Genomic DNA, 14,455 nt, shown 5'->3' with positions numbered 1-14,455 from the left:
GTTCAACGCCACTGAATCGCCTCATGAAGTTATTCCACTGACCGACCAGCGAGACAAAAAGCACCATGCCGAAATTTGCAGCGAATCTCACCATGCTGTTCAACGAAGTCCCGTTCCTCGACCGCTTTGCGGCAGCGTCGGACGCGGGCTTCAACGCCGTCGAATTCCTGTTTCCGTATCCGTATCAGATCGCCGAATTGAGCGAGCGTCTGCAGCAGAACCGTTTGAAACTCGTGTTGCACAACCTGCCCGCGGGCAACTGGGAAGCGGGTGAACGCGGCATCGCATGCCTGCCGGATCGTGTGGGCGAGTTTCAGGAAGGTGTCGGCCGCGCGATCGAATATGCGAGCGCCCTGAAGGTGCCGCAACTGAATTGCCTCGTCGGTATTCCGACTGCGGGCGTCGATGCAGACAAGGCGCGCTCGACGATCGTCGACAATCTGCGCTTCGCCGCGGGCGAACTGAAAAAAGCCGGCATCAAGCTGCTGGTCGAGCCGTGCAATTCGTACGACATCCCTGGCTTCGCGTTGAACCGTTCGGGCGAAGGCCTCGACGTGATTCGCGCGGTGGGCTCGGACAATCTGTTCCTGCAATACGACATCTATCACATGCAACGGATGGAAGGCGAACTCGCGGCAACGATCAAGAAGAATCTGCCGCAGATCGCGCACATCCAGCTCGCCGACAACCCGGGCCGCAACGAACCGGGCACCGGCGAAATCAACTACCCGTTCCTGTTCGACCTGCTCGACTCGCTCGGCTACGCAGGCTACGTCGGTTGCGAATACAAGCCGCGCACGACCACCGCCGCCGGCCTCGGCTGGGTACAGAGCGTGGCCGGGCAAACCCGCGGCGCAGCCCACGCCGCTGCCTGATCGACTCATCGATCGGCTAGGCACATCACCCCAAACAACACTGGAGATTTAGACACATGGCAAAGATCGGTTTCATCGGCCTCGGCATCATGGGCGCGCACATGGCGCGCAACCTCATCAAGGGCGGTCATTCGCTGTTCGTGAATGGCGCTTATCCGGTGCCGGAAGATCTGAGCAAGACGACCACCGTGGTCGCCAATTCGACCGCTGTCGCCCAAGCTGCCGACATCGTCATCATCATGGTGCCGGACACGCCTGACGTCGCTAACGTGCTGTTCGCGGACGACGGCGTCGCCGCGGGCCTCACGCAGGGCAAGCTGGTGATCGACATGAGCTCGATCTCGCCGCTCGACACGCAAGCCTTTGCGAAGAAGATCAACGCGCTGGGCGTCGACTACCTGGATGCGCCGGTCTCGGGCGGCGAAGTCGGCGCGCGTGAAGCATCGCTGACGATCATGGTCGGCGGTCCGGAAAAAGCCTTTGCTCTCGCCAAGCCGCTGTTCGAACTGATGGGCAAGAACATCTCGCTGATCGGCGACAACGGCGCGGGCCAAACGTGCAAGGTCGCGAACCAGATCATCGTCGCACTGAACATCGAAGCGGTGGCTGAAGCCCTGCTGTTCGCGTCGCGCTCGGGTGCCGATCCGGAACGTGTGCGCAAGGCATTGATGGGCGGCTTCGCTTCGTCGCGCATTCTCGAAGTGCATGGCGAGCGTATGACCAAGCGTAAGTTCGACCCGGGCTTCCGCATCGAATTGCACCAGAAGGATCTGAACCTCGCACTCGACGGCGCACGCAAGCTGGGTATCGCCCTGCCGCATACGGCGAGCGCGCAGCAACTGTTCAGCGTATGCGCGGCGAATGGCGGCAAGGCATGGGATCACTCGGCCATGGTGCGCGCGCTCGAAATCATGGCGAACTACGAAGTCGCGCAAGCGCCGGGTAGCGAAGCCAAGGCAGCTTAAGCAACAACAAGGTTGCCGTGACGGTTGCGATTTCAACGTGACCGACGTGGCAACCGCAGGTGGGGCGCCCGGTTCGTCGTGCGGCATGCATGGCGGAACGGGCAAATCGTGCCGCTCTGGGCTGAGAGCGGCAAGTGGGGTCCGCAGCGGCACCCGGCGGCGCCGGGGAAGCCTTGGTCGGTCAGACGTCGTCGTCGGGTGTCCGGCTGTCGGATTTCAAATTTATGCGTTTTCCGCCAATCTCTCGCAGCGGCTGCATCATGCATGCCGCCTGCCAGTACCTCTCAATGCAGGTCTCCTCGCACGTGTGCTCGCAAGTCCGCTTGCATTTGCTTGCAACTCCGCGCCCGCGGCACGACCTTTTTTGACACATCCCTCCCCGCTTTTCTCCTACACTCGTTGAGTCTGGTTGCGCGCGTATCAGCGTTCACGTGCGGCTTGCCGATCATCGCGGCACATGTGCTCCGTTTCATTCGCCCGATTCGCAACCAGAGTTCAACCCGTGAGCGGAATGTGCTTGCGCCGGTAACCCCTCTGCAAAGGATTCAGCATGAGCATTTTTGGTGACATCGTAAACAAGCTCTTCGGCAAAGCGAAGCCCGACCAGCCTGCGCCTGCGGTTGAGCCGACACCGGATCCGGCAGCGGCACAAGCTGCCGCACCAGACGCTGCGCCGGCACCGCCGCCGCTGACTGACGTCGACGTCGCGGTCGTCATGGACCAGTTCGTGAGTGAGAGCGGGCAAACGTTGAACTGGCGCACGTCGATCGTCGACACGCTGAAAGCGCTCGGCGTCGACAGCAGCCTCGAGCATCGTAAGCAACTCGCCCAGGAACTGAAGTACAGCGGCGACACGAACGATTCGGCGAGCATGAACATCTGGCTGCACAAACAGGTGATGCAAGCGCTGGCGGCGAACGGCGGGAAGTTGCCTCCGGATCTGGCGTCCTAAATGCTTGCCCGCGTCGCCTGTTTCCGGCGATAGCGATCAACGTTAAGCTGAAACGACAACGCGGCGCTCCGGTCAATGACCTGGGCGCCGCGTTGTCATTCAAGCTTCATGTGCGGGACACGGTTCTGACTTCGAACCGGGCCGCCCGCGTTAAATCAATCAGTACGTATCGAAAGTCTTCTGCAACGCCACCGGCCCTGTGCCGCCCGCGGCCAATGCCAGCATCAGCAGCACGCGCGCCTTGTACGGATTCAGCGAACCTGCGCTAACGAAACCGAGCGCGTCGTCGGCGGCCGCGCCGTTGCGCATCACATGCCCCGAACCCACGCGCGACGCTCGCACCACCACGACGCCTTGCGAAGCGGCATCGGCCAGCGCCTGCTGCACCGAAGCGTGAATCGAGCCGTTACCCGTGCCTGCCACGACGATACCGCGCACACCAGCGGCGACCAACGCATCCACGGCAATGCGCGAAACGCCCGCGTAGCTCACGACGATCTCCACATGCGGCCACTTCGCGCCGATCACGAATTCGGTTGCGAGCGTATGCGGACGCACCACGCTGCGCTGGAATTCGACGCGACCGTCCTGCACCCAGCCGAGCGCGCCGATATCCGGAGACTGGAAGGCATCGACTGCATACGTGCTCGTCTTGACCACGTCGCGTGCGCTGTGAATCTTGTTGTTGAACGCCACCAGCACGCCCTGCCCGCGCGAACCCGCGTGCGCCGCAACCGTCACGGCGTTCAGCAGATTCAGCGGACCATCGGCGGACAGCGCCGACGCCGGGCGCATGGCGGCGGTCAGCACGACCGGCTTGTCCGACTTGATCGTCAGATGAAGCAGATAGGCGGTTTCTTCGAGTGTATCGGTGCCATGTGTGACCACCACGCCGTCGACGTCATCGTCGGCGAGCAGCGTGTTGATACGTTGTGCGAGCGTGGTCCACAGTGACATTTCCATGTCTTTACTGTCGACGCTGGCAATCTGCTCGGGCGCGATGCGCGCCACCGTGGACAAGGCCGGCACCACGGCCAGCAATTGCTCGACGCCGACCACACCGGCCTGGTAGCCTGATGTGTTGGTGGCGTCCGCGGCCGCACCGGCGATCGTGCCGCCGGTCGCCAGCACGGCGATGCGCGGCAGCAGCAGCGTAGCGCCTTCGTCTGAAGGCGTGGCGGAGGAAGAAGTCAAAGTATTCATGGCGGCGATTGTAAGCGATGCGCCGCGCGCCGCCATGCGTGAAAAAACGGATACCCGTTCGTTTCGGAGCTGGATGAGGCCGGCGCTCCGTGCGCCACGCGTTTTCGCGGCGTTTACATCAAGGCCGGCCGCAGCCCGCTTGAAGATCACACTTTTGGCGCCGCAATGAATTCACGCGGCGTCTTGCATGCCCTGCGCCGAACCGTGACGATCCGGCGCATCCCTCAAACCGCTTCGCGCAACTGTGCGGCGATTTCCGCTTCATTCAACTGCGGCGCGAACATTTCGATCAGCCGGTACGCGTACGCGCGCAGGAACGCGCCCTTGCGCAGGCCGACCCGCGTCGTGCTGGCCTCGAACAGATGCTGCGTATCCAGCGCGACCAGTTCCGTGTCGCGCTTCGGATCGTAGGCCATCGCGGCAACCACGCCGATGCCCATGCCGAGTTCGACGTACGTCTTGATCACGTCGGCATCGATGGCGGTCAACACGACGTCAGGCAACGCACCCGCTTTCGCGAACGCCTGGTCGATGTGCGAGCGGCCCGTGAAGTCCTGGTCGTACGTGACGATCGGGAATTCGGCAATCTCGTCGAGCGTCAGATTTTCGCGGCCCACCAGCGGATGCCCCTTCGGCACGACCACGACGTGATGCCACGAATAGCACGGGAACGTGACGATATCGGGGAAGCGGTCGAGCGCTTCCGTCGAAATACCGATGTCCGCTTCGCCGTTGATGATCATCTGCGCAATCTGCTGCGGGCTGCCCTGGCGCAGCGCCAGATGCACCTTCGGGAACACCTCAGTGAATTGCCGAATCACCTTCGGCAGCGCGTAACGCGCCTGCGTGTGAGTCGTCGCCACGACGAGGTGGCCGCTGTCCTGATCGGCATATTGACGCGCGACGCGGCGCAGATTCTCCGCATCGAGCAACATCCGCTCGATCAGCTGATGCACCGCTTTGCCCGGCTCGGTGAGGCCCGTCAGACGCTTGCCGCGACGGATGAAAATATCGACGCCGAGTTCGTCTTCCAGATCCTTGATCTGTTTCGACACACCCGACTGCGACGTGTACAACACGTTCGCCACCTCAGTCAGATTCATGTTCTGACGCACGGCCTCGCGCACAAAGCGCAATTGCTGAAAGTTCATCTGTATGTCTCCGGTTGAGCCAGAGTTGAGTTATTAGAGTTTGATTGAAACGCCGAGTGTTGTTGCGCTGCCGGTGTTGCTGCCTGTATTGATGCTCGTGGCGCCGCCTATTGCGCCGGAAATACGCGCAAGGCGCGGGGCACTGCCGTCACGCCGTCGCCGATCGACAGTTGCAGATCGCGCCACGATTCGCGATCGAGTTCAGCCTCGAGCACGTTACCTTCGCGGCCCGCCAGTTCGACACGCACCGAGCCGCCGAGCGTGACCACGCGCCGCACGTCGACCACAATGCCTTCGCGATGGCCGGACGCTTGCGGATACAACTGCAGATCATGCGGGCGTACATACGCGAACGCTGGCCCGCTGAAACCGGCCGTGATCGCAACCGGCAACGCCGCGCCGTCGACCACGAAGCCGCTTGCATCCACGTTGCCATGCAGCCGGTTCGCCGCGCCGAGAAACTCGTAGACGAATGAGGTTTGCGGATGGTCGTACACGTCCTGCGGACTGCCCACCTGCTCCACGTGCCCGCGATTCAACACGACAATACGGTCGGCCACTTCAAGCGCTTCTTCCTGATCGTGCGTGACAAAGATCGTCGAGATATGCAGATCATCATGCAAACGACGCAGCCAGCTGCGCAACTCCTTGCGCACCTTCGCGTCCAGCGCGCCGAACGGTTCGTCAAGCAGCAGCACTTTCGGTTCGACAGCCAGCGCACGCGCCAACGCAATCCGCTGGCGCTGGCCACCCGACAGTTCCGACGGGTAGCGTTGCGCGAGCCAGTCGAGTTGCACGAGCTTCAGCAGTTCATGCACCTTCTCGCGAATCACCGCTTCCGAAGGCCGTTCCTTGCGCGGCTTCACGCGCAAGCCGAAAGCCACGTTCTCGAACACCGTCATATGACGGAACAGCGCGTAATGCTGGAACACGAAGCCGACTTCACGCTCACGCGCACCGACCGTCGCCACGTCCTGGCCTTGCAGCACGACCTGGCCGGCATCCGCGTATTCGAGGCCCGCGATCACACGCAGCAAGGTGGTCTTGCCACAACCCGAAGGCCCGAGCAGCGCAACCAGTTCGCCCGGGGGAAAGTCGAGCGAAACGTTGTCGAGCGCGACGAAATCGCCGAAGCGCTTTTGCAGGTTACGAACGGTGATACCCATTACAGCTCTCCTTGCTTGAGCGCGTGTTGATGCGATGCATGCGTTGCATTGACGGACTGTGAAGCAGACTGTGAAGCGGACGGCGGCGTGACCGGCCCTGCATACGCCGGCACATCGCGCGCGGCCGACAGTTCCGCCGACATATGGCGCTCGGCGAGCAGCTTCAGGCCGAGCGTGACGAGTGCGAGCAAGGCCAGCACCGACGCCACGGCGAAGGCAGCCGAGAAGTTGTATTCGTTATAGAGAATTTCGACGTGCAGCGGCATCGTGTCGGTCTGGCCGCGAATGTGGCCGGACACCACCGACACCGCGCCGAACTCGCCCATCGCCCGCGCGTTACACAGGATCACGCCGTACAGCAGGCCCCATTTGACGTTCGGCAGCGTAACGCGCCGGAAGATCTGCCAGCCCGACGCGCCGAGCACGTGAGCGGCTTCTTCTTCGTCGTTGCCTTGCGCCTGCATCAGCGGAATCAATTCACGCGCGACGAACGGGAACGTGACGAAGATCGTCGCCAGCACGATGCCCGGCACGGCGAAAATGATCTGCACGTTGTGGTCCTGCAGCCACGGGCCGAACCAGCCTTGCGCGCCGAACATCAGCACGTAGATCAAACCGGAGATCACCGGCGAGACCGAGAACGGCAGATCGATCAACGTGGTCAGCAAGGCCTTGCCACGGAACTCGAACTTGGCGATACACCATGACGCCGCGAGGCCGAACACGAGATTCAGCGGCACGGCGATCGCAGCGGTGATCACGGTGAGCTTGATGGCCGACAACGCATCCGGATCGACCAGCGATTCCAGATAGAAGCCAATGCCCTTGCTCAAGGCCTGATAGAACACGGCGACGAGCGGCACGACGAGGAACAGCGCGAGAAACAGCAACGCGATGCCGGTCAGAATCCAGCGCACAACGGGTGGTTCGGTAACCGGATCGGGCCGGCGCGCGATATTGAGCGGCGCGCGCGGCGCCACGGCGACAGTCGCGGCATCCGCGCCATTCAGAGAGTTGCGGCTCATTGCACACCTCCGCCGACACCGATCGCCGCCACACTCGCGGCGGCAGGCGCCGGGCCTGCGCCACCACGCCCTGTCCGGCGCTGCAGATACCACTGCAGCGTATTGATCAACAACAGCATCAGGAACGACACCACCAGCATCACGACCGCAATCGCGGTGGCGCCAGCGTAATCGTATTGTTCGAGTTTGGTAATGATCAGCAGCGAGGTGATTTCCGATTTCATCGGCACGTTACCGGCAATGAAAATCACCGAGCCGTATTCGCCGAGCGCCCGCGCGAACGCCAGCGCGAAACCCGTGAGCAAAGCCGGAAACACCGCAGGCAACACCACGCGCCGAAACGTCAGCCAACGCGACGCGCCAAGGCACGCAGCCGCCTCTTCCTGTTCGCGCTCGAACTCTTCGAGCACCGGCTGCACGGTCCGCACGACGAACGGCAAACCGATAAAGGTCAGCGCGATCAGCACACCGGCCGGCGTGAAAGCGATCTTGATACCGAGCGGTTCGAGAAACTGTCCGATCCAACCGTTGCCCGCATACACCGCCGCAAGCGAAATACCGGCCACGGAAGTCGGCAAAGCGAACGGCAGATCGACCACCGCGTCGACGATACGCTTGAACGGGAAGGTATAACGCACCAGCACCCACGCGACCAGAAAGCCGAACACCGCGTTGATCAGCGCGCCGCCAAGGGCCGAGAAAAACGTCAGGCGATACGACGCGAGCACGCGCGGCGAGCTGACCGCGCGCACGAACTGAGGCCAGTCGAGCGTCGCGGTCTTGAGAAAGGTCGCCGCAAGCGGAATCAGCACCACGAGGCTCAGATAAGCCACCGTGATGCCGAGTGTCAGGCCAAAACCGGGCAACGCGCTCGGTTTTCGGAAGGTCAACGTCGTCATGCTCAGTACTCTTTCAGGGTTGAGGCCGGCGGCTCTTTTTTCGGCCGACTGGCTGGCCAAAAAGCGCGCCTCGCGGGCGCGCTTTCTGGCGAAGTGTGACTACGCGTTCAACTGCGGCGTCTAACTGCGCATCTCGTCCGGTTGACTACCCGTTACTGCGGCGAGTAGATCGAATCGAACACACCGCCGTCGGCAAAGTGCGTCTTCTGCGCGTTCGCCCAGCCGCCGAACGAATCGTCCACCGTGTACAACTTCAGCTTCGGAAACTTCGACGTCAGCTCGGCCGGCACCTTGTTCGAACGCGGACGGTAGAAGTTCTTCGCGGCGATTTCCTGACCTTCCTCGCTGTACAGGAAGTTCAGATACGCTTCCGCCACCTTGCGTGTGCCGTGCTTGTCGACCACCTTGTCCACCACCGCAACCGGCGGCTCGGCCAGAATGCTCACCGACGGCACGACGATTTCAAACTTCTCCGGACCGAATTCCTTCAGCGAGAGGAACGCCTCGTTTTCCCACGCAATCAGCACGTCGCCGATACCGCGTTGCACGAAGCTGGTGGTCGCGCCACGCGCGCCCGAATCCAGCACGCCGGCATTCTTATAGAGCTTGCCGACGAATTCCTTCGCCTTCTGGTCGTTGCCGCCCGGCTGATGTTCAGCATAGGCCCACGCGGCCAGGTAGTTCCAACGCGCGCCTCCCGAGGTCTTCGGATTCGGCGTGACGATCGACACACCCGGTTTGATCAGATCATCCCAATCCTTGATGTGCTTCGGGTTGCCCTTGCGCACCAGAAACACGATCGTCGACGTGTACGGCGAGGCGTTGTCCGGCAAACGCTTTTGCCAGCCCTTGTCGAGCAGACCCTTGTTGGCCAGCGCGTCGATGTCATAGGCAAGCGCCAGGGTCACGACGTCCGCCTGCAAACCGTCCAGCACCGAGCGTGCTTGCGCACCCGAGCCGCCGTGCGACTGCTTGAAGGTGACCGTCTCGCCCGTTTTCGCCTTCCATTCCTTGCCGAATGCCTGGTTGACGTCCTGGTACAACTCACGTGTCGGGTCGTACGACACGTTCAGCAGCGTCGTGTCGGCTGCATGTGCCGGCGCCGTGACGCCAACCGCGGCGATCGTACCGACTGCGCCGAATGCGAGCGCCGCGATAAGTTTTCTGGTCTTGCCTGCCAGCCCCGTGCCCTGATGGTTCATGCCAACTTTCTCCGCGTTGTAGTCCGCTGAAACAGCGTGTGGTGTTGTTTTGCGTCGCGGTCACGTGCACATGAGCGCCAACTCGAAGGGCAGTCTATCGAAGAGCTTTCATCATTAAAAATAATGTTTCTTCATTCTTTAATACGCAAAAGTGGTAATGACGGCCGGATAAGGCGTTGCGGCACGAAAACGGGTGTTGGAGCGTCTATTTACGACGCTGGAACGCCACCCCAAGCCACGAACTTAAAGTAAAGCTTGAATTGCGCGGAATACTGTATAAAAATACAGGCACCTGTTCATACATACAGTGGCGCCATGACCAAACTCACCGCACGACAGCAGCAGGTTTTCGATCTGATCCGCCGGGCCATCGAACGCACCGGCTTTCCGCCCACCCGCGCGGAGATCGCCGCCGAGCTGGGTTTCAGCTCGGCCAATTCGGCAGAAGAGCATCTGCGCGCCCTCGCCCGCAAGGGCGTGATCGAACTGGCAGCCGGCGCATCGCGCGGCATTCGCCTGCTGGGCGGATCCGAAGATTCGCCGTACCAGTTCACGCTGCCGCACGCCAGCATCATGCAACTGTCGTTGCCGCTGATCGGCCGCGTTGCAGCGGGTAGCCCGATCCTCGCGCAGGAACATATCTCGCAGCACTACGCGTGCGACCCGGCGCTGTTCTCGAGCAAGCCGGACTACCTGCTGAAGGTGCGTGGGCTGTCCATGCGCGACGCAGGCATCTTCGACGGCGACCTGCTCGCGGTGCAGAAGAAAAGCGAAGCCAAAGACGGCCAGATCATCATCGCGCGGCTTGGCGACGACGTGACGGTCAAGCGCTTGAAGCGCCGCCCGAACGGTATCGAGCTGATTGCCGAGAACCCCGATTACGACAACATCTTCGTTGAAACCGGCAGCGCGGAATTTGCGCTCGAGGGCATCGCCGTCGGGCTGATCCGCCCGGGCGAGTTCTAACTGCCCACTTGTACGCCAAACCCAAAGCTGCCCCAACGTTGAATCGCCTGGAGAGACTCATGGAACGCCTTGCCCGCCTGCTGCCTTTTCGCCAGTTCGGTCGTTTGCGTCATCTGCGCAAGCTGGTGCCGTGTTCGCTGATCGAGGCGTCCCCGGCCAGTTCTCCATCGCTATCGCTGTTCGACGCGCCCGTCGGCGTACCGGGCTTGCCGTCCTCGTTGCCGGCTTTTGCTCGCGTGTCGTTGAATTCGGGGCTGAATACGGCTGAACCCGCGCGTCGTGCGCCGGTGCGCGTGTATCACGGACCGTCGCGGCTGATCATGGTCGGCACGGTAGACGCCGTGTGCCGCATGATCGATCGTTGCATCGCAGATGAAGCCAACGTGCACGGCGCGGTGTTCGAGTCATAAGCTGCATTGCGCGCGCACCGCATTCCATTGCGGCTGTACGACGCGCGACACCCGGCGTAAGGTCGTTCATCTAGCCGCGCCCTCTCGGATATCGCATCGCCTGGGATCGTTTTTGCGTGGCCGCGGTCCACGTTAGATCACACCTGATGGAGAGTCCCACTCGATGGCAGTTTCAACACGCACGAAACGCAGCGCCGCCCGGCCACTGATCGTCACCTTGATTGTGATTGTGGTGATTGCCGCGTTGGGGTTCTGTTACGCGTCGCCTTACATGGCGCTGAATACACTCAAACGCGCGGCGGATGCGCGTGATGCACAAACCGTCAATGAATACGTCGATTTTCCCGCGTTGCGCGAGAGCCTGAAGCAGCAGGTCACCGGCCTGTTGACGCGCCGGCTCGACGGCCAAGGCAACGGCAATCCGCTCGCGGCGATTGGCGCGATGATCGGCGTGGCCTTGATCGGCCCGCTGGTCGACGCTTATGCAACACCCGACGGCGTCGCGGCATTGCTGAATGGGATGCCGCCGCGCGGCAACCCGGGTGAGCGCCCTCCTGTTCCGGCTGGCGCCGGAAATCCGCCGGCCGCACCGGCGGCGGCGCCCGAACCGGCGCCCCCTGCTGCGGGCAATAACGGAAACAGCGCCACGCCACCCCAACCGCCGCAAACCACGGCGGGCTACCGCGGCCTTAATGAGTTCGTCGTCAGCTATCAGCATGGTGCTGGTGACGCGCGTTACTCGGCGATCTTGCGGCGCGAAGGTTTGTTCACATGGAAGCTGGCTGCGGTCAATCTGAACGAGTGATCACCCAGCGGTCGCTATCGATTTGAGCGTATGAGCGAATCGCGGTTTGGCCGAAGCGATCGCCGCGAACGCGGCGACTGTTCGGTCACGTGGCTCACTAAGATCATTCAACTCATTCAGCCCGGTTCACGTGCTTTGCCCCGCCTTGTGTCAGGCCGCCGCTGCTTGCTGCTGCTCCTGCGCGGAAGAGCACGCCACCAGAATGCTGCAAGAGACCCGGTCGAGCAGCGGAGTATTGCCCGCGCCCATCCACCATCGTGACAGGCCGGTGCGGCAACGGTGGCCGACCACCACGAGGTCGACATGCAATTCGTTAGCGAGATTGGCGATCTCGTCGATCGGATGGCCAAACGCAAAATGCCCTTGCGCGGTCACACCGCGCTCGGTGAGCCAGTCCACCCCTTCCTGCAGGATGTCGCGTGCTGTTTTTTCGAAGCTGCCGCATGCCACATCGGTCAGCAGGCCCGCGCTTTGCGCAATGCTCGAGCGCATGTCGACCACTGATAGTAAGTGCGTTTCCGCCTTCAGATCCAACGCCAGGTCGGCGCCGCAACGTAACGCTTTGCGGCCTTCGCGCGAGCCGTCGTAGCACAGCAGGATTTTCTGGTAGCTCGCCATGATTTTTCTCCCATCCGCGAGGAACGCGGTCTGAATGAATCATGGTGCGCCGCAATTCAGGTTGCAAGGGATGGAAAACGCTAAGTGCGCCCTAAATAGGTGCGTGCTGGATTTGTGGCGGGTTTGGGCTGGGTTTGGGTCACTCCTGAGCTTTTGCCGCAGCGCAAGAAACGCCACCGGCGCATCCGGTGGCGATCAATTCCTCGCTGCCGATGCCATAGAATGAGCGGCCTTGCCGGCCATTTGCGTCTTTTCCCGGAGCCTCGATCGATCCATGTCTGCAGCCGCCATTGAATTCCATCAGGTTAAAAAAAGCTACGGCGATAAGACGGTCGTCGACGGACTGTCGTTTCATGTCAACGCCGGCGAATGTTTCGGTCTGCTCGGCCCGAATGGCGCGGGCAAGACCACCACGTTGCGCATGCTGCTCGGCATCGCTGCACCGGATGCCGGCACGATCCGCCTGTGCGGCGAGCCGATTCCCGGCCGCGCGCGCGTGGCCCGGGCGCGTGTCGGCGTCGTGCCGCAGTTCGACAATCTCGATCCCGATTTCACGGTCCGCGAAAACCTGCTGGTGTTCGGCCGCTACTTCGGTCTAAGCGCCGCGCAATGCCGCGCGATGGTGCCGTCGCTGCTCGAATTCGCGCGTCTCGAGAGCAAGGCGGATGCACGTGTGAGCGAACTGTCTGGCGGCATGAAGCGGCGCTTGACGCTGGCTCGCGCGCTCGTCAACGACCCCGACGTGCTGATCATGGACGAACCGACCACCGGCCTCGATCCGCAAGCGCGCCACCTGATCTGGGAACGGCTGCGCTCGCTGCTCGCACGCGGCAAGACCATTCTGTTGACCACGCACTTCATGGAAGAAGCCGAACGACTGTGCCACCGCCTGTGCGTGATCGAGGAAGGCCGCAAGATCGCCGAAGGCGCGCCGCGTGCATTGATCGCTTCGGAGATCGGCTGTGATGTGATCGAAATCTTCGGACCCGATCCGGTTGCGTTGCGCGACGAACTGGCGCCGCTTGTCGAGCGCACCGAGATCAGTGGCGAGACGCTCTTCTGCTATGTGAACGACGCGCAACCCGTGCATGCCCGCCTCAAGCAACGCGCCGATCTGCGCTACCTGCATCGCCCGGCGAATCTGGAAGATGTGTTCCTGCGTCTGACTGGGCGCGAGATGCAGGACTGACGCGACTCGACATCGGCTCAGCTCGCAATCCTCTACAGCTATAACGACACGGCAAGAGACACGCAATGGACGCACGCACTTACGAACCACACGGCGAGACACCGCCGAAGCAGGAGACCTTCGCCGCTTTCCCGGCCAACGCCGTCAACTGGATTGCGGTGTGGCGCCGCAACTATCTGGTCTGGCGCAAGCTCGCGATTGCTTCGATGTTCGGCAATCTTGCCGATCCGATGATCTATCTGTTCGGCCTGGGTTTCGGGCTTGGGCTGATGGTCGGGCATGTCGACGGCGTCTCGTACATCGCGTTTCTTGCTGCCGGCACGGTGGCATCGAGCGTGATGATGTCGGCGAGTTTCGAGTCGATGTATTCGGGCTTTTCGCGCATGCACGTGCAGCGCACGTGGGAGGCGATCATGCATACGCCGCTCACGCTCGGCGACATTGTGCTTGGCGAAGTGATGTGGGCGGGCAGCAAGTCGATGCTATCGGGCGCGGCGATCATGCTGGTCGCGGGGGGTCTCGGCTACGCGAGTTTTCCGTCGATGTTGCTGGCGTTGCCGGTGATTGTGCTCACGGGGCTCGCGTTCGCGAGTGTGGCGATGGTGGTGACGGCGCTGGCTCCCTCGTATGACTTTTTTATGTTTTATCAGACGTTGGTGTTGACGCCGATGTTGCTGTTGTCTGGGGTGTTTTTTCCTGTTTCACAGTTGCCTGCTGCGGCGCGGGTAGTGACTGGGCTTTTGCCGTTGGCGCATGCTGTTGATCTGATTCGGCCGGCTATGCTGGAGCGGCCTTTTGATGGTGTGGTTTTGCATGTTGCCGTGCTGGTGGTTTATGCGGTGGGGGGGTTTGTTGTTTCGGCGGTTTTGTTTCGGCGGAGGATGATGAAGTAAGGTTTGGGGCCTGCGGCCGGGTTTTTGCCTGCGCGGCGCTTTTTGTCTGTGTTCTGGCTGTTGTGCCTTTCCTTGATTTGGTAGTGGTCTATTAGCGTTGCCCCTGTGCGGGGCGGCACTTACTTTCTTTGCCGCC

The 14,455-nt window shown here is 61.9% G+C and carries 15 protein-coding genes; 8 read left to right on the top strand and 7 right to left on the bottom strand.

All coding sequences use genetic code 11. The features are described 5' to 3' along the window. Positions 1-65 precede the first annotated feature (65 nt). The 3 genes from hyi (at position 66) to M0D66_RS09360 (ending at position 2,792) form a co-directional block, all read left to right on the top strand. Entirely contained in the window at positions 66-875 is an 810-nt protein-coding gene (gene hyi, locus M0D66_RS09370) for a hydroxypyruvate isomerase (protein WP_200651762.1), read from the top strand. A 56-nt stretch (positions 876-931) separates the two neighbouring features. Then, positions 932-1,840, top strand: a complete 909-nt coding sequence (locus M0D66_RS09365) for a 2-hydroxy-3-oxopropionate reductase (RefSeq protein WP_054034569.1) — start codon at positions 932-934, stop codon at positions 1,838-1,840. Positions 1,841-2,390: 550 nt separating this feature from the next. Then, positions 2,391-2,792, top strand: a complete 402-nt coding sequence (locus tag M0D66_RS09360; protein WP_054034570.1) for a DUF3597 domain-containing protein — start codon at positions 2,391-2,393, stop codon at positions 2,790-2,792. 159 nt (positions 2,793-2,951) lie between these two features. Here the strand turns inward: M0D66_RS09360 and M0D66_RS09355 are convergent, their stop codons facing one another. The 6 genes from M0D66_RS09355 to M0D66_RS09330 all read right to left on the bottom strand — a co-directional run bounded on the left by M0D66_RS09355 (position 2,952) and on the right by M0D66_RS09330 (position 9,438). Further along, the gene (locus M0D66_RS09355) at positions 2,952-3,995 is read right to left on the bottom strand and encodes an asparaginase (protein WP_266210639.1); all 1,044 of its coding nucleotides are present in this window, start codon (positions 3,993-3,995) and stop codon (positions 2,952-2,954) included. A 224-nt stretch (positions 3,996-4,219) separates the two neighbouring features. Further along, positions 4,220-5,146, bottom strand: coding sequence for a CysB family HTH-type transcriptional regulator (locus M0D66_RS09350; protein ID WP_093632609.1), 927 nt, complete (start codon positions 5,144-5,146; stop codon positions 4,220-4,222). A gap of 107 nt (positions 5,147-5,253) precedes the next feature. Further along, positions 5,254-6,312 (bottom strand): sulfate/molybdate ABC transporter ATP-binding protein, encoded by a 1,059-nt coding sequence (locus tag M0D66_RS09345; RefSeq protein WP_054034571.1) that lies wholly within the window; start codon positions 6,310-6,312, stop codon positions 5,254-5,256. Continuing rightward, positions 6,312-7,337 (bottom strand): sulfate ABC transporter permease subunit CysW, encoded by a 1,026-nt coding sequence (gene cysW, locus M0D66_RS09340; protein WP_211701658.1) that lies wholly within the window; start codon positions 7,335-7,337, stop codon positions 6,312-6,314. The genes M0D66_RS09345 and cysW overlap by 1 nt, the downstream gene beginning before the upstream one ends. Further along, on the bottom strand, positions 7,334-8,236 hold the full coding sequence (gene cysT / locus M0D66_RS09335; RefSeq protein ID WP_093632607.1) for a sulfate ABC transporter permease subunit CysT: 903 nt from the start codon (positions 8,234-8,236) through the stop codon (positions 7,334-7,336). Before cysT ends, cysW begins: the two co-directional genes overlap by 4 nt. A 152-nt stretch (positions 8,237-8,388) precedes the next feature. Further along, complete coding sequence (locus M0D66_RS09330) at positions 8,389-9,438, bottom strand: sulfate ABC transporter substrate-binding protein (RefSeq protein WP_093632606.1); 1,050 nt, start codon at positions 9,436-9,438, stop codon at positions 8,389-8,391. A gap of 315 nt (positions 9,439-9,753) precedes the next feature. On the opposite strand from M0D66_RS09330, the gene lexA reads away from it, so the two are divergent. From lexA to M0D66_RS09315, 3 genes are all read left to right on the top strand, one after another. Continuing rightward, a complete protein-coding gene (gene lexA, locus M0D66_RS09325) occupies positions 9,754-10,404 on the top strand; it encodes a transcriptional repressor LexA (protein WP_054034573.1) in 651 nt (216 codons plus the stop codon). A gap of 59 nt (positions 10,405-10,463) precedes the next feature. Next, the gene (locus M0D66_RS09320) at positions 10,464-10,814 is read left to right on the top strand and encodes a hypothetical protein (RefSeq protein WP_093632605.1); all 351 of its coding nucleotides are present in this window, start codon (positions 10,464-10,466) and stop codon (positions 10,812-10,814) included. A gap of 163 nt (positions 10,815-10,977) precedes the next feature. Further along, entirely contained in the window at positions 10,978-11,619 is a 642-nt protein-coding gene (locus tag M0D66_RS09315) for a DUF2939 domain-containing protein (RefSeq protein ID WP_211701659.1), read from the top strand. Positions 11,620-11,769: 150 nt separating this feature from the next. Here M0D66_RS09315 and M0D66_RS09310 read toward each other — a convergent pair whose 3' ends face one another. Then, positions 11,770-12,237: a universal stress protein gene (locus M0D66_RS09310; RefSeq protein ID WP_054034575.1), complete on the bottom strand. Its 468-nt coding sequence runs from the start codon at positions 12,235-12,237 to the stop codon at positions 11,770-11,772. Between the two features lie 274 nt (positions 12,238-12,511). Here M0D66_RS09310 and nodI point away from each other — a divergent pair, with 274 nt between their 5' ends. Further along, positions 12,512-13,426 (top strand): nodulation factor ABC transporter ATP-binding protein NodI, encoded by a 915-nt coding sequence (gene nodI, locus M0D66_RS09305; protein WP_093632603.1) that lies wholly within the window; start codon positions 12,512-12,514, stop codon positions 13,424-13,426. A gap of 65 nt (positions 13,427-13,491) precedes the next feature. Next, a complete protein-coding gene (locus tag M0D66_RS09300) occupies positions 13,492-14,319 on the top strand; it encodes an ABC transporter permease (RefSeq protein ID WP_093632602.1) in 828 nt (275 codons plus the stop codon). Positions 14,320-14,455: the final 136 nt, after the last annotated feature.

Origin of the sequence: Paraburkholderia sp. SECH2 (assembly GCF_030464795.1) — a bacterium.
Taxonomy (GTDB): domain Bacteria; phylum Pseudomonadota; class Gammaproteobacteria; order Burkholderiales; family Burkholderiaceae; genus Paraburkholderia; species Paraburkholderia aspalathi.
The sequence above is the reverse complement of the archived record's forward strand: the minus strand, read 5'-3'. Positions and strand labels throughout refer to the sequence as shown.

Bases quoted from the DNA above. Each gene is read 5' to 3' on its own strand.
- hyi (WP_200651762.1), top strand. From the start codon at position 66: ATGCCGAAATTTGCAGCGAATCTCACCATGCTGTTCAACGAAGTCCCG.
- M0D66_RS09365 (WP_054034569.1), top strand. From the start codon at position 932: ATGGCAAAGATCGGTTTCATCGGCCTCGGCATCATGGGCGCGCACATG.
- M0D66_RS09360 (WP_054034570.1), top strand. From the start codon at position 2,391: ATGAGCATTTTTGGTGACATCGTAAACAAGCTCTTCGGCAAAGCGAAG.
- M0D66_RS09355 (WP_266210639.1), bottom strand. From the start codon at position 3,995: ATGAATACTTTGACTTCTTCCTCCGCCACGCCTTCAGACGAAGGCGCT.
- M0D66_RS09350 (WP_093632609.1), bottom strand. From the start codon at position 5,146: ATGAACTTTCAGCAATTGCGCTTTGTGCGCGAGGCCGTGCGTCAGAAC.
- M0D66_RS09345 (WP_054034571.1), bottom strand. From the start codon at position 6,312: ATGGGTATCACCGTTCGTAACCTGCAAAAGCGCTTCGGCGATTTCGTC.
- cysW (WP_211701658.1), bottom strand. From the start codon at position 7,337: ATGAGCCGCAACTCTCTGAATGGCGCGGATGCCGCGACTGTCGCCGTG.
- cysT (WP_093632607.1), bottom strand. From the start codon at position 8,236: ATGACGACGTTGACCTTCCGAAAACCGAGCGCGTTGCCCGGTTTTGGC.
- M0D66_RS09330 (WP_093632606.1), bottom strand. From the start codon at position 9,438: ATGAACCATCAGGGCACGGGGCTGGCAGGCAAGACCAGAAAACTTATC.
- lexA (WP_054034573.1), top strand. From the start codon at position 9,754: ATGACCAAACTCACCGCACGACAGCAGCAGGTTTTCGATCTGATCCGC.
- M0D66_RS09320 (WP_093632605.1), top strand. From the start codon at position 10,464: ATGGAACGCCTTGCCCGCCTGCTGCCTTTTCGCCAGTTCGGTCGTTTG.
- M0D66_RS09315 (WP_211701659.1), top strand. From the start codon at position 10,978: ATGGCAGTTTCAACACGCACGAAACGCAGCGCCGCCCGGCCACTGATC.
- M0D66_RS09310 (WP_054034575.1), bottom strand. From the start codon at position 12,237: ATGGCGAGCTACCAGAAAATCCTGCTGTGCTACGACGGCTCGCGCGAA.
- nodI (WP_093632603.1), top strand. From the start codon at position 12,512: ATGTCTGCAGCCGCCATTGAATTCCATCAGGTTAAAAAAAGCTACGGC.
- M0D66_RS09300 (WP_093632602.1), top strand. From the start codon at position 13,492: ATGGACGCACGCACTTACGAACCACACGGCGAGACACCGCCGAAGCAG.